The organism is Pseudomonas sp. H1_A03 (genome assembly GCF_054685145.1).
Genome location: NZ_CP162829.1, coordinates 2,285,549 through 2,312,308, shown reverse-complemented (window position 1 = coordinate 2,312,308; position 26,760 = coordinate 2,285,549). Strand labels below are relative to the sequence as shown.

The window sequence follows — 26,760 nt, the reverse complement described above, 5'->3', positions numbered from 1 at the left end:
CATGACGTTACCGTTGAAAATCACCCTGCTCAGCGCATTGCTCGCGCTGGGGGCATGCAGCAGTACACCGATTACTTTTCATACCCTGACCCCGGCGCAGTGGAGCAACACCACCGGGGCCGACGCGGGTGGGATAAAAATCGAAAGTATCAGTGTGCCACCACAAGTCGACCGCCCGCAGATTGTGGTTCGCCAAGGCAACAGCGGCGTCGCGATCCTGGACACCCAGTGGTGGGCTGCCAGCCTGGTGGATGAGTTGAGGAGCGCGCTGGTGGACCAATTGGCTAACAGCAACCCTCGACAACCCATGCTGTTGCGCCTTGAGGTGCAGCGCTTTGACTCCGTGCCCGGCCAGTACGCACTGCTCGACGTCAAATGGCGTCTGCGGCCGGCCAGCGGCAGTGATCGCGTGCCGCTGACCTGCCGCACCACCTTGCAGTCGCCGGCCGGCGCGAGCATTGACGACTTGGTGCTCGCCCACCAGAACAATCTCAAACGCTTCGCGGCGCAGATTCGCCAGGCAGTCGACAGGCCGTCCAACCAGTGCCCAAGCGCGCCATAGACTTCGGAGGGTCTACGCCAGCAGTCCCATTGCCTTGGCACGGGCCACCGCCTGGGTCCGCCGCTCCACCCCTAACTTGCTGTTGATGTGGCTGGCGTGGGTCTTCACGGTGTGCAGTGAGATGAACAGCTGGTTACTGATTTCCTGGTTCGAGCAGCCTTGGGCAATCAGTTTCAGCACTGCCAACTCACGCGCGCTCAAGGTTTCGTGAGCCGGCGCTACCTCGGGTGTCACCACCGTCGGCAGAAGCACCAGCAAACTCTGGTTCAGCAGGCCATGCGCATCCTTGCCCAATTGCTCGCGCATCCAGCCAGGGTGCCCTTCCAACAAGCGCTGGAAAGGTTGCAGCGCGCCCCCGGCGCCGGCCTCAAGGGCCTGGACCAGAACCGCGCGCGCCTTGGCTTCCTGGCCACTTTCCAAGAGCAACTGGGCCTGCTGCGTCAGCGCCATCAGGGCAATCATCTGGCGGCCGCTGTTGTGCGCCTGCTGCGCCAACGCTTCAAGCCGTTGCAATGCGGCAACAGGTTGATGGCGAGTGGCATCCAGCGCCGCTTGTTGAAGCTCGATATGTTGTGGCAGGTGCGGGTGAAATTCCGGCGCGGCGGCGGCCTGCTCACCGTTGTAGGTCTGCCCCAGGCGGGTCAGCCAGGCGTCGGCCAGATCTGTACGGCCCTGGGCCAGCCACAGTTCGCATTTGATCAGGGTGATCATTGCCAGGTAGTAGATCGGCGGCACGTCCCAGATATGCATCAGGCGCTCGGCCTCGGCGAGTTCAGCAAAGGCTTTGCCGAAGTCACCACGGCGGCCTTCGAAATTGGCGATCACGCAATGCCCGATCAACACACTGATGTCGCGGCAGGCACGGGCTTCGACGAGCCCGGCGCGTAAGCGGGCGAGTCCGGCTTCGGGTTGTAGCCGCACCAGCAGCAAAAAACCTTCGTAGAGTGACAACCGCGCGCGCACCGCGTACAACCGCTGCGGCGCTAAGCCCTGCAGGCGTTGCAGGCCCTGATGCACTTCATCCAGGGAACGCAGGATTTCACCGCGGGCCTGCAACACACGCGCACGGTCGTAATGGGCCAGGGCCTCGAACAATGGGTTGCCGACGCGCTGCGCCAACTCCAGGGATTCGCGATTCAAGCCACGCGCACGCCACAGGTCGGCATCGACAATGGCCAGGTTGGAAAGGGTCGACAGGCACATCAACCGCTGGCCGTAACGCCGTTGCGGCAGGCTTTCCAGCGCCTCGCTGCAATAGCGCTGGGTCAGCTCGCGATCGCCCCGGCCCCGGGCGATGATCCCGCTCAGCGCCAGCCACTGTGCCAGCATCGATTTTTGCGCCGTGGCCGACGGTGCTGGCAGGAAGCGGCTGAGGTAGCTGGATAATTCTTCCGCCGCATCCAACTGGCAGGCCAGGCCCAAGGCCCAGCTGTAGAGAACAATCAGGCGCGGCGTACTGATCAGCAAGCTGTCGGGCAAGTCCATTTTCCAACGCAGCAGCATGCCCACGTTCTGCTCGGCCAGCAGTTGCTCCTCGGACAGGTTCTGAACCAGGTTGGCGGCGACATCCAGATGGCCGGCGCGCAACGCTTGCTCCACGGCCTCATCGATCAAGCCCTGGGCATTGAACCAGCGGCACGCGCGCAGGTACAGGCTGGCCGGCGGCAGCACATTGCTGCTGGCGCGGCGGGTGCGCAGCAGGTCTGAAAACAAATGGTGATAACGGTACCAGTGGCCCTGCTCGTCCAGAGGCACCAGGAACACTTGGTGGGCTTGCAGGTAACGCAGGATTTCAGCGCTGTCATGGGCTTCGCGCACCGCGTCGCAGAGTTCGCTGCAAAACCGATCCTGAGGGGCTGTGTCGTACAAAAACGCCTGCACTTCGGCGGGCAGGCAGTCGATCACCTCTTCAAGCAAATAATCGCCGATCAGCCCTTCGCCGCCGTGCAAGCTCTGCGGCAATGCCCCGTCGTTGCCGGCCTCGGAGGCGGCGAGCAACCAGAAACGCAGCCCGGCAACCCAGCCTTCGCTGCGGCGGATCAGGTTGTCGAGGGCTTCGCCGCGCAAGGAACTGCTGTGGCGATCCAGCACCGCCAGGGATTCGCTGTGCGTCAGGCGCAAATCCTGTTCGTGCAACTCCAGCAGGTGGCGCGATAAACGCAGCCGCGCCAGATGCCAGTCCGGGCGCTGACGGCTGGTGACCAGCACCACCAGGCCATCGGGCAAATGGTTGAGGAAAAACTGCAGGCACCGGTCGAGCACCGGCCCCTGGGCCAGATGGTAGTCATCCAGTACCAATAACAACGGCGCGCGCGGGGACAGGTGCACGGTCAGCTCATCGAGCAGTCCGTCCAGCCATTCTTCAAAGGCAAAGGGTTGGTGACGCTGGCGCATTTTCAGCAGGCCCAGGGATTGGGCGCCGAGTTGCGGGAAAAATTGCTGTAAACCGTCGAGCAGGCGCTCAAGGAAACGGCCGGGGTCGTTATCCCGTGGGCTCAGGCCCAGCCACAGGCTTTGCCAATGGGCCGGCAGGCTCTGGCAGAACTCCACCGCCAACGAACTCTTGCCGAACCCTGCCGGTGCACTGACCAGCAGCAGCCGCCCTTGCAGGCCAGCACTCAGGCGTTCGCACAGGCGCGGACGCAGCACGTAGCCGTCAGGCAGCGGTGGCCTGTAGAAGCGACCTTCCAGGGTGGGAATTACCGCACTGGCAGGCCCTTGGATTCGGGACAAATCAGTCATCGCCGGGCTCTTGTAGAAGGCTGTTGTCGGCATTGCAGATGTCCGCAGACTAGCGGTAAAAGCAGCAGGTTTGTAGATCTTTGCAACATTTGTCTGAAAAAGAACTGCGACAAAAAAATTCGCCACATAAAAAAGCCCCGAACGGGTCGGGGCTTTTTTCCGAGGATGCGGCCTCGGTTAACTCAGCTTAGCGCACGCCATCCTGGCGCAGGGCCGCTGGGGTGAAGTCGCTGGTGGTGGCGGTGAAACCGAAGTCATACGCCTGTTTCTCTTCGTTCTTCATGCCCAGTGCAAGGTAGCGGCCGGACTGCAGGTCGTAGAGGGTTTCCAGGGCGTACCACGGCACTTGCTTGTCGTAGTAGTTCTCGGCATGCGCTTCAGCCACGCGCCACAGTTGGCCACGGCCGTCGTAGTGGTCGATGACCGCTGCTTGCCAGGTGTCTTCGTCGATGAAGAAATCACGTTTGGCGTAGATGTGGCGCTGACCTTCTTTCAAGGTGGCGACTACATGCCAGACGCGGCGCAGCTCGTAGCGAGCCAGGTCCTGGTTGATGTGGCCGGCCTTGATGATGTCGGCGTACTTGAGCTTCGGATCGTCGATCTTGTAGCTGTTGGAGGCGATGTAGATTTCTTTCTTGCCTTCCAACTTCCAGTCGTAGCGGTCCGGTGCGCCGTTGTACATGTCGAGGTTGTCGGAGGTACGCAGGCCGTCAGCGGCGGTACCTGGGCCGTCATAGGACACTTGCGGCGCCCGGCGCACACGGCGCTGGCCGGCGTTGTAGACCCAGGCCGAACGAGGCTCCTTCACCTGGTCCAGGGTTTCGTGCACCAGCAGCACACCACCGGCCAGACGGGCCGGCGCGGTCACTTGCTGCTTGAAGTAGAACAGCACGTTGCCCGGGTTTTTCGGGTCGAAGTCTTTCATCTTGTCACGGAACACAAACTGGTCGCGGAAGTACACCAGGCTGTAGGAACCGTTGGTTTGTGGCGTAGCCTGGGTTACCAGACGGGTCACGCTGCCACCGCGATAACGGGTGATGTGGTTCCAGATGACTTCAACGCCGCTTTTTGGAATCGGGAACGGCACGGCGGTTTCGAAGTTTTCCAGGCCGTTGCCGCCGGACACCAGGTTGGTGGTGGTGGCGTTCTTCTTGATAGCGGCGAACACATCAGCCGGCACGGTAGCGCCGCGATGGGTCGGGTAGACCGGCATCTTGAAGGTCTCGGGGTAGCGCTTGAACATCGCGTACTGACCCGGCGCCAGCTTGTCTTTGTACTGCTCGACGTTTTGCGCGGTGATGGTGAATTGCGGTTGTTCACTGGCGTAAGGGTTGGCCAGGAACCCACGGGCGTCGACGGCACCGGCGTTGGTAGGCAGCGGCGACCACTTAGGAATGGTGCCTGCAGCGTTACCGGCCATCTCGGCGCCCATCGGGGTCAGACTCGTGCCCAGCTTGGCGGCTTCATCCGCCGACACTGCCGCCATGACGTTGCTCGCCAGGATCGACAGCCCAAGCACACCCACGTGCAACAGACTTTTGGTTATTTTCATGTTCTGGTCTTCCTGAAATGCAGTGTGCTTAGAAGTTCGCGCCGAAGCTCAAAGCGACAAAGTCGCGGTCATTCACTGTGCTGAAATCGCCGCCGAAGAAGTTCGTGTAGTTCAGGCTGGCGGTGTAGGTGTTCTGGTACTCGGCGTCCAGACCCAGGCTGACAGCCTTGCGACCTTCTTCGAAGTTAGCGCCAGGACCAGGGGAGTAACCCTTGACGTCATGGGACCACGCCACGTTTGGCTTAAGGTTGACGCCGGCGAAGACATCCGGGTATTCCCAGATTGCCCGAGCGCGGTAGCCCCAGGAAGTGGCCGTGGTAAAGCCATCGTTGTTGCAGTTGGTATTCAGCCCATTGGCATTACCCAGGCCGGCACCTACGGCGGTCGAGTTATTGAGCGTATTGCAGAAACCACCGGGCAACGTACCTGGACCAAATACCGGGTCGCGGCCATAACGAGCCTCTGATTTGCTCTCCAGGCCGCCCACGTGAGTCACCCCAATCTCGCCCACCGTGGTCAAGCGGCTCGCGCCCATCACCTGATCAAAGAAGTGCGTGAATGTGGTCTGGAACTGCGTGACTTCCTTGCGGTTGTAACCATGCAGGTCTTGACCAGGCGAGCCTTTGAGCACCGAAGCGTTGCCAAAGCCGGTAATAGGCGTGACGCCCGCATAGAGTATGTCGGTGGTGCTCAGTTGCACCGGTGCGTTTGGCCGGTAGCTCAACTCACCGCTCCATGCGGTACCGGTAGGCAGCGTGGTGGAAAAGCTCAAGCCGTAAAGACGGATGTCTTCCGGGTATTCGACGAAGTAGTTGGAGCTACCCGCCACAATCACCGGGCGTAGCGCCGCCAGCCCACCCAGAGGACGGTTGTACGCTGACGCTGGCGCACCTTGTGCACTGAAAATCGGCGCACGGCTGTGATAGTTCATGAAGTAAGCGCCGAACTCGGTGTCCAACGGCTCGAAGTTGTAGTGCATGGCAACGCCAAACTGACCGCTGTCGCGAGCATCACGGTCAGGACCACGGCGCACCAATACGCCCTCTTCGTTCACATCAACACCCAAAGTATTGAGGGTTGGATAAGCAAGAGGCGAGATGCGAGAGCGCTTGTTCAACACCCGTAGGTTGTTGTCGCAACCATCAGAGATGACGTCCGGCTGAGAGAAGAATGTCCCGCAGTTATCGGTAACCGTCTGGTCCCATTCCAACTGATAGAACGCTTCCGCCGACAAGTTATCGGTCAGCGTCTGCGACACATAGAACATGTTGACCGGAATCAAGCCTTCCTTGACCTCAGCCCCCGGACGACGGAACGCAGACACGTCGATCGGGTTGATGGAGTTGATGCCCCCACCGATGAAGGTACTTTCACCCCAGCTCACCACTTGCTTACCGAGCCGCACGCTGCCGGGCTGATCAGCAATCGAGTAGTTGTGGTAAACGAAAGCATCGAGAATTTGCCCGCCGGAGGACTTGGCGCCCTCTTTGCGATTGCTGTTGCTGATGTCCTTGAACTCGCGACTCTCGTCCTGGAGTTCGAAGTCATACCAGTACTTGCCACGCACAAATACGCCGGTGTCGCCGTATTTCAGCTCTAGATCATGGATGCCCTTGAAGATTTTCGAGAACGTCTCGCCACGCTTGAAGTTCAGGTGGCCGTCATCGGACGTCTGGGACAGGCCATTGCCACCGTTGTTAACACCGATCAGATCCTGATTGGGCTTGGCCGTCGACCAGCTCGCCCCCACGGAAAGAGACGAGTCAAAACTCCCTTCGATTTCACCGATATTGAAACTGACGCCGAATGCGGGCCCGGCGAGCGTAGAGGCGAGACTGACGGCCAGGGGCAATTTAGCCCGGCGCCAGAACTGGTTTACTGAGGTCATCGACGCTACTCCATGTGCATTATTGTTATGGCAGTGAGTTCGTTCTGTGATGCTTGTAACGGCCGGAATACAACGATTCCAATGCCGGACTGCAACTGAACCTCCATGGTCCGCAGCACCGCATCCTTGAAAAACTCTGGAAGGGACTATAGCCAGCAGGGGGTAGTGCTTGATCCCTCTAAAGTGTGATTTGCATCAGCAACCCGTCTGCCACGACCCTTTCGCCACGTCGACGAAGGCCGACGCGGGAAGGATGGCTGAAAATTGGCAAATCACAAGTGAAGGCGCGAGATAGAGCATCGCCGTGCAACAAGGGCACGGCGAATCAGCTCAGAGGGTGGACAGGAACGTGCTGTTGTTGGCCTGCCATTCGATGATGTCAATGCGGATACGTTTTTTGTCGAGCTTGCCGACGCTGGTCTTGGGAATTTCAGTAACAACAGCGATCTGGCTTGGAATCGCCCACTTGCTCAAGTGGCCCAGCTCCACGAACGGCTTGAGGTGTTCCTTGAGCTCGCGGGCCCCTATCACATGGCCATCATGCACCACCAACAACGCAAACGGGCGTTCCCCCCACTGCGGGTCGGCGATGCCCACCACCGCTACTTCGCGTACCGCCGGGTGACGGCTGACCAGGTCTTCGAGGGCCAGGGAAGAGATCCACTCGCCGCCGGTCTTGATCACATCCTTGATGCGGTCGCGAATATCGATCACGCCAAAGGCATCCAGCGTCGCCACGTCGCCGGTGTGCATCCAGCCGCCCGCCCACAGCTCGGCGCCCTTCTGCGGCTCGTTGTAATAACCTTCGGTCAGCCACGGTGCACGCAATACCAGTTCGCCCTGGGACTCGCCGTCGGCGGGCAGGAAATGGCCGTCGCTGTCGATGATCGCGGCTTCCACCAAGGGCCCTGGCACGCCGGCCTTGATGCGGTAGGTGGTGCGCTCATCCTCGGTGCCCGCCATCAGCTCTTCGTTGAGGTGCGCGCAGGACACCAGCGGCCCGGTCTCAGACATGCCATAGGCTGCGGTCAGTTGAATGCCACGGGCCTTGGATGCTTCATACAGGGTGCGGTTGAGCGCGCTGCCGCCAATGACGATTTTCCAACCGCCAAAATCCACGTCCTGGGCGGCTTTTGCATTGAGCACCATTTGCAGGATGGTCGGCACGCAATGGGAGAAAGTGACCTTTTCCTTGCGCCACAGCTCCACCAGGTATTCCGGGTCGTAGCGGCCGGGGTAGACCTGCTTCAAACCGAGCATGGTCGCCACGTACGGCAGGCCCCAGGCGTGCACGTGGAACATCGGCGTGATCGGCATGTACACGTCATTGGTGCCGAGCAGGCGCACGCTGTCGACACTGCCCATGATGGTCGCCACGCCAATGGTGTGCAGCACCAATTGGCGATGAGTGAAGTACACGCCCTTGGGGTTGCCGGTGGTGCCAGTGGTGTAGAAGGTGGTGGCGACGGAGTGTTCGTCGAAGTCCTGGAAGTCGTACTTCGGGCTGGCAGCGGCCAGCAGGGTTTCGTACTCGCCTACCAGGTTTGGCAGCTCGGCGGTCTTGGCCTCGCCATCGGTGAGCAACAACGTCTTGTCAACGGTAGTGAGTTGCCCGGCAATGGCCTGGTAGAGACCCACGAACTCGCTGTTGACCAGCACGAAGCGGTCCTCGGCATGGTTCATGGTGTACAGGATCTGTTCCGGCGACAGGCGCACGTTGATGGTGTGGATTACCGCGCCGATCATCGGGACGGCGAACATGCACTCCAGGTAGCGATGGCTGTCCCAGTCCATCACCGCCACGGTGTCACCGGCCTTGACCCCGGCTTCGGTCAGCACATTGGCCAGGCGCGCAACCCGTTCGATCAGGGTTGGATAGGTGTAGCGCAACTTATCGCGGTAGACGATTTCCCGGGTTTTCTCGTAACGGGTCCCGGACATCAGCAGGCGCTTGATCAGCAGCGGGTATTGGTACGCACCTTCGGCGGGCGGAATGACACGGGTCTGCAACATACGAATCCCTTTTATGACTGCACGGTCTTGGCTTGAAGACCTGCACTTTAGAGACCTTATGTTTCAGCCAAATCAGCCAAAGGAATGATTTGCAGCGCCCAATGAATGCTAGCTTTGCGCCAGCATCGGGGACATGCAGCGCTCCAAGGTGGGGAGCTGGCTTGCCTGCGATAGCAACGCCTCGGTACATCGGAAATACCGAGGCGCCTGCATCGCGGGCAAGCCCGGCTCACACATGGACCGTGCCCACTTGCATTCGGTCTTACTTATCCAGCCTTACTTCATGCTGGTAAACGCCAGCTTCACCCCAATCGCAATCAACACCGCACCCATGGTCCGATCGAACCAATGTCCCATCCGCGCAAACCCGGCGCGCACGCGTTGCTGGCTGAACAGCATCGCCACCAGGCAGAACCACAGCGCCGTGGCCACCGCCAGGTACACGCCGTAACCGGCCTGGACCGCCAGTGGCGTGTGCGGGTTGATCACCACGGTGAACAACGACAAGAAGAACAACGTGGCCTTGGGGTTCAAGCCATTGGTCACAAAACCTGCGGTAAACGCGCCACGGGGCGTGCGTTCGCCCGCTTCGCGATGCAACTCACCCTCGGCCGCAGGCTTGGCCGGCTGCGCGCGCAAAGCCTTGAAGCCGATGTACAGCAGGTAGGCCGCCGCCGCCCATTTCAGCGCGTTGAACAGCACGATGGACTGGGAGACGATCAAGCCGATACCGAGCAACGAATACCCCACGTGCAGGAAAATAGCCGACCCCACGCCCAACGCGGTCCAGGTCCCTGCACGGCGGCCGTGGGTCACACTTTCACGCACCACCACCGCGAAATCCGGGCCGGGGCTGGCCACCGCCAATAAGTGAATCAGCGCTACGGTCAAAAACTCGGCGACGTACATACGCACTCCATTAAGTAACTGATTATTTCATCTGATAGGCTCGGCAGATTACGCCTTCGAACCCTGTCGCACAAAGGTACAGTTGATGACGAACAATCGCCGCGCCGTCTTCCTTGATCACCCGTCCCTGGACTTGGGGGACCTCGACCTCAGCGAACTGCGCAACAGCTTCAGCGACCTGCACTTGTTCAGCGACACCACGCCGCTGAACGTGATCGAACACCTGCAAGGCGCCCAGGTTGCGATCAGCAACAAGATCGCCCTCAACAGCGAAACCCTGGCGGCCTGCCCGGCGCTCAAGCTGATCCTGGTGTCTGCCACCGGCACCAACAACGTTGACCTCGAAGCCGCCCGTGCCCGTGGCATTACCGTGAGCAACTGCCAGGGCTACGGCACGCCGTCGGTGGCGCAGCACACGATCATGTTGTTGCTCAACCTGGCGACGCGCTTGAAGGATTATCAACGGGATGTGCGCGCCGGCAAGTGGCAGGAAGCCAAACAGTTCTGCCTGCTGGACCATCCGATTGTCGAGCTGGAAGGTAAAACCCTTGGTTTGCTCGGCCACGGCGAATTGGGCAGCGCAGTCGCGCGCCTGGCTGAAGCCTTTGGCATGCGCGTGTTACTGGGCGCCATTCCGGGCCGCCCTGCCCGCGCTGATCGCGTGCCGCTGGATGAACTGTTGGCGCAGGTTGACGCGCTCACCTTGCACTGCCCGCTCAACGACCACACCCGCGACTTTATCGGCGCCCGCGAATTGGCGCTGCTCAAGCCCGGCGCGTTTGTGGTCAACACCGCGCGCGGCGGATTGATCAACGAGCAAGCCCTGGCCGATGCATTGCGCAACGGCCACCTGGGCGGCGCGGCGACCGATGTGCTGAGCGTTGAGCCGCCGGTGAACGGCAACCCGCTGCTGGCCGGCGATATCCCCCGGCTGATCGTCACCCCGCACAATGCCTGGGGCAGTCGCGAGGCGCGCCAGCGCATTGTTGGTCAGTTGGCGGAAAACGCCCGGGGCTTTTTCAGCGGCGCCCCGCTGCGCGTCGTGAGTTGATAAACTGCGCCCCTTTTCAAGGAGCAGACCATGGATCCGCGCAGTGAAGTACTGCTTCGTCAGGCCGAACTTTTTCAAGGCAACCTGCTGTTGGTAGGTTTGCCCGCCGACGACCTGCTCGGTCGCCTGCCCAACGCGCGCGGCTGGTGCTGGCATGCCGGCGACCAGGCCGCGCTGGACGCACGCTTCCCCGAGCGCAGCCAATTTGGCGTGAATGTGCCAGAGCGCGAATTCGAGGCGGCGGTCATCTTCCTGCCCAAGTCCAAGGACCTCACCGACTACCTGCTCAACGCCGTAGCCGCGCGCTTGCCCGGCGCTGAGGTGTATCTGGTAGGGGAGAAAAAAGGCGGTATCGAGAGCGCCGCCAAGCAGATGATCCCCTTCGGCAAACCGCGCAAGCTCGACAACGCGCGGCATTGCCAACTGTGGCAAGTCACCGTGGCCAATGCCCCGCAAGCGGTCGAGCTGGAGAGCCTGGCTCAGGTGTTCGATGTGCCTTTGGCTGAGGGGCCACTCAAGGTGGTGAGCTTGCCCGGTGTGTTCAGCCATGGTCGCCTGGATCGCGGTACCGAGCTGTTGCTGGAGCACCTGGATAAACTGCCGAGCGGCCATCTGCTGGACTTCGGTTGCGGTGCCGGTGTGCTGGGTGCTGCGGTAAAACGCCGCTACCCACACAACACCGTTACGATGCTCGACGTGGACGCGTTTGCCGCCGCCAGCAGCCGTCTTACCCTGGCCGCCAACGGCCTGGAAGCCGAGGTGCTGACCGGTGATGGCATTGACGCAGCGCCGACGGGTTTGAACGCGATTCTGACCAACCCGCCGTTCCATGTCGGCGTGCACACCGATTACTTCGCCACAGAAAACCTGCTGCGAAAAGCCGGCAAACATCTGGCAAAAGGCGGCGAACTTCGCGTAGTCGCAAACAGTTTCCTCAAGTACCAACCCTTGATTGAAGAGCATCTGGGTATTTGTGCGGTCAAGGCTGAAGGCAATGGTTTTCGCATCTACCGTGCCAAGCGCGGCTGACGGGCGTTTGAAAAAGAAGGCTTGCCGAATGGAATTTGCCTAGGCAGAATCCGCTCCGTCCTAGGGGAGTAGTCTCCCACGAGCGCCACGCTCGTCCGGCATACGTCAACATACTTGGTCAACAGACCATGGCGTATGCGACCCAGGAGTCCGCACAGACGGACCGGGGTTTGACAAGACCTATGACACGCACACCTTACCCGGGGCGGGAAGGCTGTACGTGTCATAGCCGTGTCGACCCGCCCCTGGAAACCTACCTGATGCTGGATTCATTACTCGTTCCTACCGCAATCGTTGCCTTGGCCGAAATCGGCGACAAGACGCAACTGCTCGCGCTCATCCTTGCTGCTCGCTTTCGCAAGCCCTGGCCGATCATCGCCGGCATTGTTGCCGCGACCCTGGCCAACCACGCGGCCGCCGGTGCCGTTGGCGCCTGGTTCGGGAGCTTCTTCTCCGACGCGGTATTGCACTGGATCCTGGCGGCAAGCTTCTGCGCCACGGCCTTGTGGACCCTGGTGCCGGACAAACTCGACGATGACGAAGCCAGCACCACGCGCAAATTCGGACCGTTCCTGACCACGCTGATTGCGTTCTTCCTCGCCGAAATCGGTGACAAGACGCAGATCGCCACGGTCATGCTGGCGGCGCAGTATCCGGAACTCTGGCTGGTGATTATCGGGACGACCGTGGGCATGCTGATTGCCAACGTGCCGGTGGTATTGGCGGGTAATTTTGCGGCGGAGAAACTGCCGTTGACCTTGATTCGCCGGTTGGCAGCTACGGCGTTTTTCATCCTGGCTATCGTGGCGGTGTACAAGGCCATGCAAAGCAGCGGCTGGATCTAAGGCTGCAAACCCGATCTCTGTGGGAGCTGGCTTGCCTGCGATGGCATCAACCCGGTGCAGCTGAGAGACCGAGTTGCCTGCATCGCGGGCAAGCCCGGCTCCCACATTGATCTGCGTTAACTCAGGATTTTTTGGCCTGCTGGTAAAGCGGCATCACCTTCGGAATCGCCGCCTGCAACGAGGCAATCCGGCTGTCGGAAGCCGGGTGAGTACTCATGAACTCCGGCGGTGCGCCTTCCGAAGCCTTGGCCATTTTGTTCCACAGCGTGATGGCCGCGTTCGGGTTGTAGCCGGCGCGGGCCGACAGTTCCAGGCCGATCAAGTCCGCTTCGTTTTCATTGCTGCGGCTGTTGGGCAAGGTCATGCCGTAGTTGGCCACCGTATCGGCCAGTGCCAGGCTGTCCTGGCCGAGGCCGAACAACGCACCGGCGCCCTGCTTGGCCATCTCGATCCCGTAGGCCTTGGACATGGCTTCGCGGCCATGCTCACGCAAGGCGTGGGCGATTTCATGGCCCATCACGGCGGCCAGTTCGTCATCCGTGAGCTTGAGGTTATCGATCAACGCGCTGTACACGAAGATCTTGCCGCCAGGCCCACAGTTGGCGTTCATCTCGTCGCTCTTGATCAGGTTCACTTCCCACTTCCACTGCGCAGCATCGGGGCGGAAGGTCGGCGCCTGGGCAATCAAACGCTTGGCAATGGCCTGCACGCGCTTGGCGTTGGCACTGGTCTTGTCCAACTGGCCTTTGCTGCTGGCTTCGCCCAACGTCTGCTGGTAGGACTGGGCATACATCTGGTCGACTTCCTGGCTCGACAGCATGCTGAACATGTACTGCTTGCGCTCCACTCCAACGGCGCCGCCGCTGGTGGTATTGACCGACTGACACCCGGCCAGCAGCATCGCTGCAACCAAACCACTTATAACCAATGACTTCTTCATGAACACTCTCCCTGAAAATACGCCCTGAAATATGGCGCGTATCGTAGGCGCACATTTGTATCTGCGCCAGATACAGCAGACGTGTAACTCACGATTTTCGGATACATCTCACCTATCCCATCAACGGCGGCGGGCATTCCATTCGCGACACCCCTGACATTTTTGTCGGAAAAACGCTCATGCCCACCGCGGCCGTGGCCGATACAAAAAGGCGGACCCTCCCCTCTGTGCCCGGAGTTCTCATGAAATTCAAGTCGATTCAGTTTTCTGTCGCGGCACTGGCTGGCGCTATTGTTCTGAGTGTGGTCGCTGTGCTGGTGCTTTACGCCTTGTTTGCCGGCGCGCGAACCCAGGCGATGGTGCAGGAGCGCACCCAGGCTCAGTTCGAGCAGATTGTCGAGCAACGCCTCACCGCCCTGGCGCACACCCAGGCCACGTTGATCCAGCGTGAGCTGGAAGCCCCGCTGGTGACCGCCAAGAGCCTGGCCACCGCCAACGCCCTGCTCGGCATGAAAGACGCCAAGGGCGAACCTGCCCTGCAGGTCGGCCGCGAACAATTGATCAACCTGCTGCATGAAACCGTGGTGCGCAACCCGAAGATCCTCGGTGCCTACATTGGCTGGGAGCCCAATGCCATTGATCACAACGACACGGCCTACGTGAACAGCTCCATTCTTGGCATGGGTGCCGACGGACGTTTCCTACCGTGGTGGTACCGCAACGCGGATGGCAGCCTGGGCCTGGATAAACTCGCCGACGTGGCCGACCAGAAAATCCTCTCCACCGGGGTGCGTGCCAGCGAGTACTACCTGTGCTCCAGGGAAAGCAAAAAAGCCTGCGCCATCGACCCGGCCCCTTACAAGGTGGGCAATGCGATGGTGATGCTGGCTTCTTTTATCGAGCCGATCCTGATCGACGGCACCTTCCAGGGCATCGTCGGTGCCGATCTCTCGGTCAATTTCATCCAGGACATGCTCACCAGCGCCGATCAGAAACTCTACGACGGTGCCGGTGAACTGGCGCTGATCTCCAGTAACGGACGCCTTGTGGCCTATACCAAGGACGCCAGCAAGCTCGGTGAAAAAGCCAGCGACTTGCTCGACGGCAACGAACTGGCCAACCTCGGCCAACTCAAAACCGGTGAAGTGCGCTACGACATCGACCGGGAACACGGGCATATCGAGCTGTTCCTGCCCTTCAGCATCGGCCAGACCGACGCGCGCTGGACCCTGATGATGCAGTTGCCCCTGGGCGCAGTGATGGCCGACTCGCAGAAATTGCAAAGCGACCTGGAAGCCCAGCGCAAGACCGATATCTTCGGCATGACCATTGCCGGCCTATTGATCGCCGGTGCCGGCTTGCTGGTGATCTGGCTGGTAGGCCACGGCATCGCCCGTCCGCTCAAGCAAATGGTGGCGATGCTCAATGACATCGCCCAGGGCGAAGGCGACCTGACGCGGCGCCTGACCAGCGATCGCGCCGATGAACTGGGCGCGATCGCCAACGGCTTCAACACCTTCCTGATCAAGCTGCAAGGCATGATCACCCAGGTGGTGAGTTCAGTGCAGAAGGTCAGTGACTCGTCGGAGCACACGGCTGATATTGCGATTCGCACCAACCAGGGCGTGCATAAACAAATGGTTGAAATCGACCAAGTGGCCACCGCCGTGCATGAGATGACCGCCACTGCGCAAGACGTTGCGCGCAACGCTACCCAGGCCGCGCAAGCCGCCAGCCATGCCGATCAGGCCGCGAGCCAGGGCATGCGGATTGTGCGCGACACATCCACCTCGATTGGCGCGTTGGCCGCAGAAATTGGCAAGGCCGTGGGCGTGGTGCAAACCCTCGCCAAGGACAGCGAGAACATCAACGCCATCCTTACGGCAATTCGCGGTATCGCCGAGCAGACCAACCTACTGGCGCTCAATGCTGCAATTGAGGCGGCGCGTGCCGGCGAGCAAGGCCGGGGTTTCGCCGTCGTCGCTGACGAAGTGCGCAACCTGGCGCAGAAGACTCAAAAAGCCACTGAAGAAATCCAGACCATGATCCAGCAGTTGCAACAAGGCACGCGGGACGTGGTACGGGTGATGGAGGACAGCCAAAGCCGCACCGATGAAAGCGTGCAACACGCGGCGAAGGCGGCCGAAGCGCTGGAAACCATCACCCAGGCGGTGTCGGTGATCAACGACATGAACACCCAGATCGCCAGTGCGGCCGAAGAGCAGAGCGCGGTAGCCGAGGACATCAATCGTAACGTGATCAACATCGGCCAGGTTGCCAATGAAGTGGCGGGAGGCGCGGATGAATCCAGCGCGGCCAGTGCGGATTTGACCAAGCTGGCGGAGCAGCAGCGGCGCTTGATCAATCAGTTCAAAGTTTAAGCTTTCGGGGATCTTGAGGACCCCATCGCAGGCAAGCCAATACACACCCTACGGGATCACGCCGGGGTCAAGCACTCCGGCCCATTGAGCTTCGGATCATTGACCATGTTGGCCAGCACCCGCTCGCGCAACGCGGTGGGTTCACTTGCCAATAGCCCTTGCAACACGTGCAACGGTGTTTCGGGATTGAGCCAGGCCGCCTGCCCCGCCGCATCCAGGATCAGCGGCCGACGCTGGCTCTGCGCAGCCTGGGTCACCACCGCCGTGCTCAGCCACACCTGTTCCTGCACCGGATACGCTTCCCAGATCGCGGCAAAAAACAAGGTGGAACCCTCTCCTGGCGTCAGCCAGTACGGACGTTTGCGCTGGGTGCCGCGCCATTCGTAGAACCCATTGGCCGGCAGCAGGCAACGGCGCAGGCGGAACGCTTCGCGAAACATCGGTTGTTCGGCCAGGGTTTCGGCGCGGGCATGGGCCGGCGTGCGCGAAAGGTCGGTCAGCCAGGGCGGTGTCAGGCCCCAGCGGGCCCGCGCCAGGGTGAGCTGGCCGTCGGTGGTGCGCTGGATCAGCACCGAATCGTTCGGGGAGATGTTCCACTGGGCCTGCTGGTCGGCCGGGAAACCCGGCAAGGCAGCAAAAGCGGGGTTCCAGCGAAACAGGGCATAACGTCCACACATGGGGCAACATGACTCTTGGGTAAACCGACCGACAGCCTAACAGACCAGAACGCCGGGGAAGCTGTCAGGTTCATCACCCGGCAGGGGTTGCGCGCCGATGTAGGCGGTGATCAGTTCACGCGCATCCACGGCCCGGTCGTTGTCCACCTCCAGGCCCAGCAAGCCGAAGATGGGCAGTTCGCCGGTGCCGCCGAGCAAATGGCGGCCCACCAGGTGGGCCTCGATACCTTCGCTGGCGAGCATCTGTTGCAGCAACTCGCCTTCCATCAGGTTTTCCGGTTCGTAGATTCGCTGCATGGGCGTACCTGTTATTCGTTTTCGCTACGGGTTTCGAGCATCCACTCGTCGCCATGCACCTGTAGATTGAAACTGATTGGCCGGCAACACACCTGACAGTCTTCTATATACGTCTGATCGCCGCCGGACAAATCCACCGTTGTCTCGACCTCTTCACCACAATAAGGACAATCGTACGTCGCAGTTTCCAGCATCGCAGCCTCCAAGGTGACTTGTGCGTATAATCGCCGGTCTATTTACAGGGTTATATTTCGGCTGAGCCCATTACTCAGGCCGCACCCTGGTATTTCCTTTACTTACCCTAGCCGTTTCTAACAAGAGAGCATGATGGGCGAATTCGATACCATCCGACCTTACAACGACAGCGAAGTCCCGGCAGTGCTGGCACGCCTGTTCAGTGACAAGGCCTTTCTGGACATCCTGACCCACTTCCGCTTCCCGCGCTTTGCCGGCGCCCTGGGCTGGCTGCTCAAGCCGATGATCGCCCGCAAACTGCGCCGTGAATTCGCCGGCGTCACCACCGTTGCGACCTTGCAGGACAAAGTCGAGTACTACGTCGACCACACCATTGACCGCGCGACCGACGGCGTGACCTACACCGGCGTCGAGCAGCTCAAGTCCGGCACCGCCTACCTGTTCCTCGCCAACCACCGCGATATCGTGATGGACCCGGCCTTCGTCAACTACGCCGTGTACCACGCCGGCCTGCCGACGCCGCGCATCGCCATCGGCGACAACCTGCTGCAAAAGCCGTTTGTCAGCGACCTGATGCGCCTGAACAAGAGCTTTATCGTGCACCGCTCGATCACCGGGCGAAAGGAAAAGATGGCGGCCTTCAACCTGCTGTCAGCCTACATCAACCATTCGATCCGCAACGACTGCCAATCGATCTGGATTGCCCAGGCCGAAGGGCGCGCCAAGGATGGGGATGATCGCACCGAATCGGCGATCCTCAAGATGTTCCACGTCAGCCGCAAGGATGAGCCGTTTGCCGAGGTCATCCAGTCGTTGAACCTGACGCCGGTGTCAATCAGCTACGAGTACGACCCGTGCGATACCGCCAAGGCTCGCGAGCTGTACATCCGCGCCACCACCGGCACCTACAGCAAGGCGCCGGGCGAGGATGACGTGAGCATCGCCCTTGGCATCACGGGCTACAAGGGGCGGGTGCACATCAACTTTGCGCCGCCGATCACCGAGCGTTTCGAAGATACCAAACTGTTGGCGGTGGAAATGGATCGGCAGATTCTCGGCGGTTACCGACTGTTCCCGGTGCATTACCTGGCGTATGCCCAATGGAGCGACGCCGACCCGCAATTGCAGGTGCCGACGGCGGCCGAGGTATTCCCGGCCGACGAACTGGCCAAGGCAAAGGCAGAATGGGAGCGGCGCTTGAACGAGTGCCCGGCCGAGCACCGACCGTTCCTGGTGGTGCAATACGCTACGCCGGTGCGTAATCAGTATCGGGTCAAGGCCGGCATACCGCTCTGACGCTATGAGCGCTGGCTTGTGTGGGAGCTGGCTTGCCTGCGATGCAGACACCTCGGTGGATCAGTCACACCTCGGTGATGCTATCGCAGGCAAGCCAGCTCCCACATTTGTTTTATGGCGTTTTTAGAGGTGGGTACTGAACCAGGAAATAGCCAACGCCAACCCCAGGCAGGCAAACCCAATACGGTAAGCCACCCGGTGCGCGCGCTCGGTGCGCACATCCAGAAACAACATCGGTTGATCGATCGCACGGTCTTCGCCTTGCGCGGCCAGGTCGGCCATCGCGCGTTGTTCGCGCAGGCGCGTAATGAACAGCAGCGCTGCACCCGGGCACGCTACCGCTAACGCTACAACATTGATCAGTAGTGCGGACAGCGCCATTGCAAACCTCAGTGGAACAGTGTCTTGGTATCAGCTCAGCTACCAACCTGAACGATAGTGGCGTCCGGCACCGAAACGGCTCCCTTCCCCATTGACGGTTAATGTATCCAGTAATTTAGAGCGTCACCTGAACGTCACCTTAACAGTCCACTCTGTTGCCCTTTGACGCCTCAGGAGCTTGTCATGTTGCACGCGCAAAACCAGGATCGGCTGTATCTGGTCGCCCAAAGCGATGAGCAGGAAGCGCTGATCGGCGGCCTGGCTTTCAACGTCCAGGATCGCCACTGGCTGGTGTATTGCGCCCTTGGCGGGCACCAGCATGCGGACCTTCCGGAGACCGATCTGTTAACGGGGGTGAGCCTGCTGGACTTCTGTATCGACACCGCCGCGTGAAACAGGAGGCGAAAAAAACCGGACTCAACCGAGCCCGGTTTTTTAACAATCGTTTATTGCGCGCTGAGCAACGAACCGATGCTTGGGTCTTTGAACAGTCGGGTCAAGGCGTCACTCAGGACGTCGCTGACCAACTTGGTATTGGTTTCCTGGTTCGGCGACATGCCGAAACGCTGGTTCAGGGAGGCGCCGTAGCGACCGCTGTAGCGACGGGTACCCGCGGTGACGTCGGACTTGAACGTCGCGCCGATGGAAGCTTCGGTCACGTACAGGCCGTCCTTAGGCGATTGATACTTCAATTCAGCCAGGGTGATCGTCAATTGCGGAGCGCCCGGTGCATTGGCGCTCGGGGTGAAACCCAGCAAGCGCACGGCGGCTTCAGCCTGGGCCTGCAGCTTGGGCAGCACGTCTTGAGCGTTCACCGAGATCAGAGCGGTTTCCGGGTACAGGCCGCCGCGCGAGCCGAGCGTAGGCGATGGACGACCATCCACCACCCGCACCGACACCGCCTGGCCGTGGCCCACCGGGGCCAACTGCGTGGTGAGTTTCGGTTCCGGGGTCAGTTGTTGCGGGCTGTTGGCGCAGCCCACCAGGGTCAAGCTGGTCACAGTGATCAAACCGAACAACAGGCGTTGCAACATGCGCTTCTCTCCAGAAATCATGATCCGACAGGCCGGCAGTATAGCGGGGCGCCACTGCGGGGAACTAGCATCAGTTACAACCTGTGACCCCACGTGTGGAGCGCGGTTCGCTGTCACCGAGATGTCACACCCGTTACATGGGCTCGTCATCCAGCGCAGGCATGCTTGGCCTCAATCTCAGGAGGTCAATCGTCATGCAGTTTCTTTGGTCATTGTTTACGCGCAAGCCGGCCCTTCGTCAGTTCGCCCTGCTCGATGCACAAGGTCGTTGCCAGGCATTCAAAGAATGCTGCCAGCCGCCCGTGGGCGACGGTTGGGTAGAAATCGATGAGATTCGCCTGAGCTGGATGCACCACCCACTGCCCGCTCGCGCCCGCGTCAGCCCACGTCCAGCGCGGTCGTCACGGCATCAGCCGTTGGCTGCCTGACCGAACGCCTAATAAAAGTCATAAAACACGCCCATTTCCCCAGCGTTCTTCGCTACAATCTCCCCCCGATTATAAGGACGTCTCCTGATCGGGCCTCGCAGCATCGTTAATGCCTCGGTATTAACCCCAAGAATCGCCCACAGAGAGCCGCCCACACAGATCGAGTGAAGCTGGCGCGCTTGCTGTTTTCTTTGCAAACCACCCGTCTTTGCCGAATCTGCCAGAGCTGCCATTGCGCTCGGCCACTTGAGTTGTTTGCCCGTTTTGCCGCATGTCGGCAAGGTTTTCCGGGCCAGGTGCCAGGCTGGGGCAGCCCTTTTTTGAGGTTCACGTCTTCAAAAGAGCGTGAAAAAACGGGTTTTCACAACTTCACAAGAGTGTGGCGAGCAAATGAATAGTTTGGCGTTTGTACAAGCACCATCAGCGTCTGGAACAGCCCAACCACACAGGACCGAGTACTCCTTGAAAATCGGAGCTTGAGCCTGTCCGCTACGGATTGATTGCACAGATCACACGTTTTGACCATAAGTCGAATTGCCACAGGCGCCCATGAATGCGTTCATAGGCAGATTAGCCCGGCAGGAAGCGTGTGCTGAAGTTGCAAAGAATTGCGAAACGGACATGGCGATCCTGGCCATGGGTAACCTGGGGCAACACGTGAACCGCCCCGTCACTCCTGGCAGCCATGCCGTCAATTTGGTGCTGCAGATTTTGGAGACGCGTTAAATGGCGCATAACGAAGCAGTCGACGTAGTATTGGTAGGGGCCGGCATCATGAGTGCCACCCTGGCCGTACTGCTCAAAGAGCTCGACCCCGGCCTCAAGCTGGAAGTCGTTGAGCTGATGGATTCGGGTGCCGCGGAGAGTTCCAACCCGTGGAACAACGCCGGTACCGGCCACGCCGGGCTGTGTGAGCTGAACTACACACCGCAGGCTGCCGATGGCTCCATCGACATCAAGAAAGCCGTGCACATCAACACCCAGTTCGAGGTGTCGAAACAGTTCTGGGCGTACCTGACCAAAAAGGGCACCTTTGGCTCGTCCAAATCTTTTATCAGTCCGGTGCCGCACCTGAGCTTCGTACAGGGCGAAAAAGGCGTGTCCTTCCTCAAGAAGCGCTTTGAAACCCTCAGCCAGCACCACGCGTTTTCGGACATGCACTACACCGAAGACCGTAGCGAGATGGCCAAGTGGATGCCGCTGATGATGCCGGGCCGCCCGCTCGACGAAAAAATCGCGGCGACCCGTGTCATGAACGGCACCGACGTCAACTTCGGCGCGCTGACCAACCAACTGCTCAGCCACCTGACCAGCTCGGCAGACGCCCAGGTCAAGTACAGCAAGCGTGTGACCGGCCTCAAGCGCAACGGCGCGGGCTGGACCGTCAGCATCAAGGACGTCAACAGCGGCAACAGCCGTGAAGTGGACGCCAAGTTCGTGTTCCTCGGCGCCGGTGGCGCGGCGCTGCCGCTGCTGCAAGCCTCGGGTATCGAAGAAAGCAAAGGTTTTGGCGGTTTCCCGGTCAGCGGCCAATGGCTGCGTTGCGACAACCCGGAAGTGGTCAAGCACCACGAGGCCAAGGTCTACAGCCAGGCCGCCGTGGGTTCGCCGCCGATGTCCGTGCCGCACTTGGACACTCGCGTAGTGGAAGGCAAAAAATCCCTGCTGTTTGGGCCCTATGCCGGCTTCACCACCAAGTTCCTCAAGCACGGCTCGTTCCTTGACCTGCCACTGTCGGTTCGCGCCGGCAACATTGGCCCGATGCTCGCCGTGGCCCGCGACAACATGGACCTGACCAAGTACCTGGTCAGCGAAGTGATGCAGTCCATGGAGCAGCGCCTGGAGTCCCTGCGCCGCTTCTACCCCGAAGCCAAAGCCGAAGACTGGCGCCTGGAAGTGGCCGGCCAACGGGTACAGATCATCAAGAAAGACCCGAAAAAAGGCGGCGTACTGCAATTCGGCACCGAACTGGTCGCGGCCAAAGACGGCTCGCTCGCGGCACTGCTGGGCGCATCTCCTGGCGCTTCGGTGACCGTTTCGATCATGCTCGACCTGATCGAACGCTGCTTCCCGGCCAAGGCTGCCGGAGAGTGGGCGGCCAAGCTGCACGAGATCTTCCCGGCTCGGGAAAAGGTCCTGGAAACGGATGCCGAGCTGTATCGCAAGATCAATGAGCAGAACAACATCAGCCTGGAACTGGTTGAGCCTGCTGCCGAGACCGAGAGCTACGCTTGAGGCCTTAAGGCAATAAAAAAACGCCCCGCTCTCGGCATGAGAACGGGGCGTTTTTTATTGCCTGGAGAATCAACCGCGAGCGTTGTTGATCAACTCGATGTACTCGTCTGCGTGACGCTGGTCCTTGATCAGGTCGACGAAGGTCTGGCCATGCTCATCCTTGCCGTCCAGGTCCAGGCCGGCTTCCTTGAAGAAACCCAGGAAGCGCTCAAAGTCGTCGATACGCAGGCCACGGTAGGCTTTGATCAGTTTGTGCAGGGACGGGGACGTCGCGTCAACCGGCTCGAAGTCGAGGAACAACTTGATCTGATCGTCGCCAATCTCGTCACCAATCACCTGTTTCTTATCTTTACGCATTACCGACTCCAGCCTGCAGACATTTACACGGGGTTTGAAGTCTACCTGTGAGACACCACCTTCGAAAACAACCAAACACTCATGTGGGAGCTGGCTTGCCTGCGATAGCGGTGGGTCAACTGGCCACTCTGTCACTGGTACAACAAGATCGCAGGCAAGCCAGCTCCCACATTAATTGCATCCACATAGCGGAATCTGTGTCGCCTGACTACTTCGCGCGAACGGCGCCAGTATGCAAATCCGCCCAGATATGCCCATTGGCATAACTCAGGAACTGCACGTACACCGCGTCATTGCGCAGCAGGTCGACGATCACTCGGTATTGGGCCACCGGGTAGGACAACGTCAGGGTCTTGCTCTTGTCGTCGTAGACCGGCTTCTTCAGGCTTTTGCTTTCGGCATCGAAGTTGAGCACCACCTGGCTGATGGTCGCGCCTTTGTTCAGGGATTTGCCCTTGAGACGGATCATCAGCGGCGAGGTCACCGGGATCGGTTGCTGGCTGGATTGGCGTTGGTTACCCACCACCACGGCGTACTCGGTGACTTGCAGCAATTGCTGCTGGTCCGGGGCTTCGGCGCGCAGGGTCAGGTCGTCGGAGGGCAGGAATTGGCTGTGCAACGGCGCAGGCGCGGCGGCCAGGGGCAAACTGAGGGTCAACGCCAGGGCGGCGCAAGTACGTATCAACAAGTTCATGGGCCGCTCCGTGCGAGATGGCCCAGCACTGTAGCTCAATCGAACTGGGCAAGCATCCAACGTTGATACGCGGCCACGCCAGCCTCGCCTTCACGCGGCGCCCAATCGGCCAGCTCACCCTCGCCTACCGGGCGATAAGGTCCGGCTTTGCACTCGAACATCACCGTGTCGGGCTCCAGCACCACCAAACCGTGAAACACACCGGGTGGCAGATCCACACCCGCGCATTCGCCCCCCGCCTGCATGACGCGCTTGGCCAGCACCTCGCCGGTTTCGCTGAACACCAGCAGACCCAGGCTGCCCTGAAGCACGAGCAAGGTTTCCGCCTTGTCCGCACTCAGGTGCCGATGCGGCGGCACATAGGTGCTGGACTGCAGGCCCACGGCCAGGCGATGGCAGGGCTCTTCCATCTGGTGGAAGTTGTGATGGTGCCGGCCACGGGGGCTGGCGCCCGCTTTCTCGGCCAATTCGGCAAACAGCGTCTGATCAAGAAAGCGGGTCATGGCTTACATCCCTTTGACGGCGTAGATCCCATTGGCGTTGCGCCAGTAGCCTTTGTAGTCCATGCCGTAACCGAAGATGTAGCGGTCGATGCACGGCAGGCCAACGAAATCGGCTTTCAGCTCTGGGCGGGCCTTGCGGTCGTGGTCTTTGTCGATCAGCACGGCAGTGTGCACTTTGCGCGCGCCAGCGTGCTTGCAGAAGTCAATGATCGCGCCGAGGGTGTGACCTTCGTCGAGGATGTCGTCGATGATCAGCACGTCGCGGTCGATGAACGAGACTTCCGGCTTGGCTTTCCAAAACAGGTCGCCGCCGCTGGTTTCGTTGCGATAGCGGGTGGCGTGCAGGTAGGACGCTTCGAGCGGGAATTGCAGGTGGGTGAGCAATTTGCCAGCGAAGATCAGACCACCGTTCATCACGCAGAAAACCACCGGGTTGGTTTCAGCCATTTCGCGGGTGATGTGCGCGCCGACCTTGGCGATTGCCTCTTCGACTTGCGCTTCGGTGTACAGGCAGTCAGCCTCGCGCATGATTTGACGGATATGCTCGAGATCAGCGGACATGGCGCTCTCCAAGGGGGTGCTGTGGCAAGAAAAGCGGGCGAAGGTACGCTTCTCGTGCGCTCCGGGCAAGCCTTAATGGACTAACGTACTAGATGTCTATAGGACAACACCCTCGGATAGATTAATCTAGGCCGGTTTTTTTGCCCGCCGCCGGAGCCATTCCCATGCCCACTCGCGAGATCCGCCATCCGCTGATCCGACACAAGCTCGGCCTTATGCGCCGCGCCGACATTAGCACGAAGAACTTCCGTGAGCTTGCTCAGGAAGTCGGAGCGTTGCTGACTTACGAAGCCACTAAAGATTTACCCCTGGAAACCTACGACATCGAAGGTTGGGCCGGTACCGTGCAGGTCGAGAAAATCGCCGGTAAGAAAATCACCGTCGTGCCGATCCTGCGCGCCGGTATCGGCATGCTCGAAGGCGTGCTCAGCCTGATCCCGGGCGCCAAGGTCAGCGCCGTGGGCGTGGCCCGCAATGAAGAAACCTTGCAGGCCCACACCTACCTGGAAAAACTCGTTCCGGAAATCAACGAGCGCCTGGCGATGATCATCGACCCGATGCTCGCCACCGGCAGTTCCATGGTCGCCACCATCGACTTGCTGAAAAAAGCCGGTTGCAAGGACATCCGCGCCATGGTGCTGGTGGCCGCGCCCGAAGGCATCGCCGCCGTCGAGAAAGCTCACCCGGACGTGCAGATCTACACCGCGTCCATCGATGAGCGCCTGAATGAACACGGCTACATCATCCCAGGCCTGGGCGATGCCGGTGACAAGATCTTCGGTACCAAGCAGAAGGACGGTTGAGCATGCAGGATGAATTCAACGACCCGCTTTGGCGCCAGATCCTGTCTGGCGCACAAATGCTCTTCGTGGCATTTGGCGCGCTGGTGTTGATGCCGCTGATCACAGGTCTTGATCCAAACGTTGCGCTGTTCACCGCGGGCCTGGGCACGTTGTTGTTCCAGGTGGTGACAGGGCGGCAGGTGCCGGTCTTTCTGGCGTCGAGCTTTGCCTTCATTACTCCGATCATTCTCGCCAAAAGCCAGTTCGGCCTCGCGGCGACCATGGGCGGGGTAATGGCGGCCGGTTTCGTCTATACCTTCCTCGGGCTCGCGGTGAAGATCAAGGGCACCGGTTTCATCGACCGGCTGCTGCCGCCCGTGGTGATCGGGCCGGTGATTATCTCCATCGGCCTGGCCATGGCACCGATTGCCGCCAACATGGCCATGGGTAAATCCGGCGATGGTGCCGAGCTGATTCATTACCAGACGGCAATGATGATCTCGATGCCGGCGCTGCTCACCACGTTGATTGTGGCGGTGTTCGGCAAGGGCATATTCCGCCTGGTGCCGATCATCTCCGGCGTATTGGTCGGTTTTGCCATGGCGTTCTATTTTGGTGTGGTCGACACAGCAAAGATCGCCGCCGCCCCCTGGTTCGCCCTGCCCCACTTCACCGCGCCTGAGTTCAACTGGCAGGCGATCCTGTTTATCGTCCCCGTGGCCCTGGCCCCGGCGATCGAGCATATCGGCGGTGTGATTGCAGTCGGCAGCGTGACCGGTCGCGACTACCTGAAAAAGCCGGGCCTGCACCGTACCCTGCTGGGTGACGGCATTGCCACCACGGCCGCCGGCCTGTTTGGCGGCCCGCCGAACACCACGTACGCCGAAGTGACCGGCGCGGTGATGCTGACCAAGAACTACAACCCGAAGATCATGACCTGGGCGGCGGTGTTTGCCATCAGCCTGGCGTTTATCGGTAAGTTCGGCGCATTGCTGCAGAGCATTCCGGTGCCAGTGATGGGCGGGATTCTGTGCCTGCTATTCGGCTCGATTGCCGCAGTGGGGATGAACACGCTGATCCGCCACAAAATCGACCTGGGCGAAGCGCGCAACCTAGTGATTGTGTCGGTGACGTTGGTGTTCGGGATTGGCGGTGTGCTGGTCGGCACCGGCACCGGCCCGGATGACTTCGGCCTCAAGGGCATCGCCCTGTGTGCGGTGGTAGCGATTGGTTTGAACCTGCTGCTGCCGGGCAATGATGGCTGGAAAAACAAGAAGCCGGATGAGCCGTTGCTCTAACTGACACAACGCAAATCAGTGTGGGAGCTGGCTTGCCTGCGATAGCGGAGTAACAGGCGACATAGTTGTCGTTTGATACACCGCTATCGCAGGCAAGCCAGCTCCCACAT

26 protein-coding genes, 1 pseudogene and 1 riboswitch are annotated in these 26,760 nt (G+C 60.3%); of the genes and pseudogenes, 12 read left to right on the top strand and 15 right to left on the bottom strand.

Annotation, left to right across the window (positions count from 1 at the left end; all coding sequences use genetic code 11):
- The first annotated feature begins 1 nt into the window (after position 1).
- Complete coding sequence (locus AB4O35_RS10645; RefSeq protein ID WP_065875061.1) at positions 2–562, top strand: PqiC family protein; 561 nt, start codon at positions 2–4, stop codon at positions 560–562.
- Between the two features lie 12 nt (positions 563–574).
- Here AB4O35_RS10645 and AB4O35_RS10640 read toward each other — a convergent pair whose 3' ends face one another.
- The 5 genes from AB4O35_RS10640 to AB4O35_RS10620 form a co-directional block, all read right to left on the bottom strand.
- Positions 575–3,304, bottom strand: coding sequence for a LuxR C-terminal-related transcriptional regulator (locus AB4O35_RS10640; protein WP_065910590.1), 2,730 nt, complete (start codon positions 3,302–3,304; stop codon positions 575–577).
- 187 nt (positions 3,305–3,491) lie between these two features.
- A complete protein-coding gene (locus AB4O35_RS10635) occupies positions 3,492–4,856 on the bottom strand; it encodes a DUF1329 domain-containing protein (RefSeq protein WP_065875063.1) in 1,365 nt (454 codons plus the stop codon).
- Between the two features lie 28 nt (positions 4,857–4,884).
- Complete coding sequence (locus tag AB4O35_RS10630; protein WP_065875064.1) at positions 4,885–6,744, bottom strand: DUF1302 domain-containing protein; 1,860 nt, start codon at positions 6,742–6,744, stop codon at positions 4,885–4,887.
- 330 nt (positions 6,745–7,074) lie between these two features.
- Positions 7,075–8,757 carry a fatty acid--CoA ligase gene (locus AB4O35_RS10625; protein ID WP_065945263.1) on the bottom strand — a complete coding sequence of 561 codons (1,683 nt, stop codon included), beginning with the start codon at positions 8,755–8,757 and terminating at the stop codon, positions 7,075–7,077.
- 276 nt (positions 8,758–9,033) lie between these two features.
- Positions 9,034–9,666: a LysE family translocator gene (locus AB4O35_RS10620; protein ID WP_003188636.1), complete on the bottom strand. Its 633-nt coding sequence runs from the start codon at positions 9,664–9,666 to the stop codon at positions 9,034–9,036.
- An 85-nt stretch (positions 9,667–9,751) separates the two neighbouring features.
- Here AB4O35_RS10620 and AB4O35_RS10615 point away from each other — a divergent pair, with 85 nt between their 5' ends.
- The 3 genes from AB4O35_RS10615 to AB4O35_RS10605 all read left to right on the top strand — a co-directional run bounded on the left by AB4O35_RS10615 (position 9,752) and on the right by AB4O35_RS10605 (position 12,591).
- On the top strand, positions 9,752–10,717 hold the full coding sequence (locus AB4O35_RS10615) for a 2-hydroxyacid dehydrogenase (protein WP_065879599.1): 966 nt from the start codon (positions 9,752–9,754) through the stop codon (positions 10,715–10,717).
- A 30-nt stretch (positions 10,718–10,747) separates the two neighbouring features.
- Positions 10,748–11,746, top strand: a complete 999-nt coding sequence (locus AB4O35_RS10610) for a class I SAM-dependent methyltransferase (protein ID WP_065945264.1) — start codon at positions 10,748–10,750, stop codon at positions 11,744–11,746.
- Between the two features lie 50 nt (positions 11,747–11,796).
- Positions 11,797–11,918: riboswitch (yybP-ykoY riboswitch) on the top strand.
- Positions 11,919–12,006: 88 nt separating this feature from the next.
- Positions 12,007–12,591 (top strand): TMEM165/GDT1 family protein, encoded by a 585-nt coding sequence (locus AB4O35_RS10605; RefSeq protein ID WP_049709951.1) that lies wholly within the window; start codon positions 12,007–12,009, stop codon positions 12,589–12,591.
- 121 nt (positions 12,592–12,712) lie between these two features.
- On the opposite strand, the gene AB4O35_RS10600 is transcribed toward AB4O35_RS10605, so the two are convergent.
- Positions 12,713–13,531 carry a M48 family metallopeptidase gene (locus AB4O35_RS10600; protein WP_065879601.1) on the bottom strand — a complete coding sequence of 273 codons (819 nt, stop codon included), beginning with the start codon at positions 13,529–13,531 and terminating at the stop codon, positions 12,713–12,715.
- A 179-nt stretch (positions 13,532–13,710) separates the two neighbouring features.
- Between AB4O35_RS10600 and AB4O35_RS10595 the strand changes: the two are divergent.
- Both AB4O35_RS10595 and AB4O35_RS10590 read left to right on the top strand, forming a co-directional pair.
- Positions 13,711–15,054 (top strand): annotated as a pseudogene (locus tag AB4O35_RS10595) (methyl-accepting chemotaxis protein); the annotation flags it as partial.
- A 15-nt stretch (positions 15,055–15,069) separates the two neighbouring features.
- Positions 15,070–15,912, top strand: a complete 843-nt coding sequence (locus AB4O35_RS10590) for a methyl-accepting chemotaxis protein (RefSeq protein WP_405045950.1) — start codon at positions 15,070–15,072, stop codon at positions 15,910–15,912.
- A 56-nt stretch (positions 15,913–15,968) separates the two neighbouring features.
- Here the strand turns inward: AB4O35_RS10590 and AB4O35_RS10585 are convergent, their stop codons facing one another.
- From AB4O35_RS10585 to AB4O35_RS10575, 3 genes are read right to left on the bottom strand one after another with little or no spacing between them, the layout of a single operon-like run.
- A complete protein-coding gene (locus AB4O35_RS10585) occupies positions 15,969–16,589 on the bottom strand; it encodes an SOS response-associated peptidase (protein ID WP_065875070.1) in 621 nt (206 codons plus the stop codon).
- Positions 16,590–16,625: 36 nt separating this feature from the next.
- Entirely contained in the window at positions 16,626–16,886 is a 261-nt protein-coding gene (locus AB4O35_RS10580; protein ID WP_065875071.1) for a putative signal transducing protein, read from the bottom strand.
- Positions 16,887–16,897: 11 nt separating this feature from the next.
- Positions 16,898–17,080, bottom strand: coding sequence for a CPXCG motif-containing cysteine-rich protein (locus tag AB4O35_RS10575; RefSeq protein WP_065875072.1), 183 nt, complete (start codon positions 17,078–17,080; stop codon positions 16,898–16,900).
- Between the two features lie 133 nt (positions 17,081–17,213).
- On the opposite strand from AB4O35_RS10575, the gene AB4O35_RS10570 reads away from it, so the two are divergent.
- Complete coding sequence (locus AB4O35_RS10570; protein WP_175402970.1) at positions 17,214–18,377, top strand: 1-acyl-sn-glycerol-3-phosphate acyltransferase; 1,164 nt, start codon at positions 17,214–17,216, stop codon at positions 18,375–18,377.
- A gap of 123 nt (positions 18,378–18,500) precedes the next feature.
- On the opposite strand, the gene AB4O35_RS10565 is transcribed toward AB4O35_RS10570, so the two are convergent.
- Positions 18,501–18,758, bottom strand: coding sequence for a hypothetical protein (locus tag AB4O35_RS10565; RefSeq protein ID WP_065875074.1), 258 nt, complete (start codon positions 18,756–18,758; stop codon positions 18,501–18,503).
- A 183-nt stretch (positions 18,759–18,941) separates the two neighbouring features.
- On the opposite strand from AB4O35_RS10565, the gene AB4O35_RS10560 reads away from it, so the two are divergent.
- Positions 18,942–19,151 carry a hypothetical protein gene (locus AB4O35_RS10560; RefSeq protein WP_049709958.1) on the top strand — a complete coding sequence of 70 codons (210 nt, stop codon included), beginning with the start codon at positions 18,942–18,944 and terminating at the stop codon, positions 19,149–19,151.
- Positions 19,152–19,204: 53 nt separating this feature from the next.
- Here the strand turns inward: AB4O35_RS10560 and AB4O35_RS10555 are convergent, their stop codons facing one another.
- Positions 19,205–19,792, bottom strand: a complete 588-nt coding sequence (locus tag AB4O35_RS10555) for a YajG family lipoprotein (RefSeq protein ID WP_065875075.1) — start codon at positions 19,790–19,792, stop codon at positions 19,205–19,207.
- 194 nt (positions 19,793–19,986) lie between these two features.
- Between AB4O35_RS10555 and AB4O35_RS10550 the strand changes: the two genes are divergently transcribed.
- On the top strand, positions 19,987–20,220 hold the full coding sequence (locus AB4O35_RS10550) for a hypothetical protein (RefSeq protein ID WP_065875076.1): 234 nt from the start codon (positions 19,987–19,989) through the stop codon (positions 20,218–20,220).
- Positions 20,221–20,946: 726 nt separating this feature from the next.
- Entirely contained in the window at positions 20,947–22,455 is a 1,509-nt protein-coding gene (gene mqo / locus AB4O35_RS10545; protein WP_065879603.1) for a malate dehydrogenase (quinone), read from the top strand.
- 69 nt (positions 22,456–22,524) lie between these two features.
- Here mqo and AB4O35_RS10540 read toward each other — a convergent pair whose 3' ends face one another.
- The 4 genes from AB4O35_RS10540 to AB4O35_RS10525 all read right to left on the bottom strand — a co-directional run bounded on the left by AB4O35_RS10540 (position 22,525) and on the right by AB4O35_RS10525 (position 24,570).
- The gene (locus AB4O35_RS10540) at positions 22,525–22,812 is read right to left on the bottom strand and encodes a PA4642 family protein (protein WP_065875078.1); all 288 of its coding nucleotides are present in this window, start codon (positions 22,810–22,812) and stop codon (positions 22,525–22,527) included.
- A gap of 208 nt (positions 22,813–23,020) precedes the next feature.
- On the bottom strand, positions 23,021–23,506 hold the full coding sequence (locus AB4O35_RS10535) for a hypothetical protein (protein ID WP_065879604.1): 486 nt from the start codon (positions 23,504–23,506) through the stop codon (positions 23,021–23,023).
- A gap of 35 nt (positions 23,507–23,541) precedes the next feature.
- Positions 23,542–24,009 carry a WbuC family cupin fold metalloprotein gene (locus tag AB4O35_RS10530; protein WP_065879605.1) on the bottom strand — a complete coding sequence of 156 codons (468 nt, stop codon included), beginning with the start codon at positions 24,007–24,009 and terminating at the stop codon, positions 23,542–23,544.
- 3 nt (positions 24,010–24,012) lie between these two features.
- Entirely contained in the window at positions 24,013–24,570 is a 558-nt protein-coding gene (locus AB4O35_RS10525; RefSeq protein WP_065945266.1) for a hypoxanthine-guanine phosphoribosyltransferase, read from the bottom strand.
- 164 nt (positions 24,571–24,734) lie between these two features.
- On the opposite strand from AB4O35_RS10525, the gene upp reads away from it, so the two are divergent.
- Both upp and AB4O35_RS10515 read left to right on the top strand, forming a co-directional pair.
- Positions 24,735–25,373, top strand: coding sequence for a uracil phosphoribosyltransferase (gene upp, locus AB4O35_RS10520; protein ID WP_049709966.1), 639 nt, complete (start codon positions 24,735–24,737; stop codon positions 25,371–25,373).
- Between the two features lie 2 nt (positions 25,374–25,375).
- On the top strand, positions 25,376–26,650 hold the full coding sequence (locus tag AB4O35_RS10515) for a uracil-xanthine permease family protein (RefSeq protein ID WP_065875081.1): 1,275 nt from the start codon (positions 25,376–25,378) through the stop codon (positions 26,648–26,650).
- Positions 26,651–26,760: the final 110 nt, after the last annotated feature.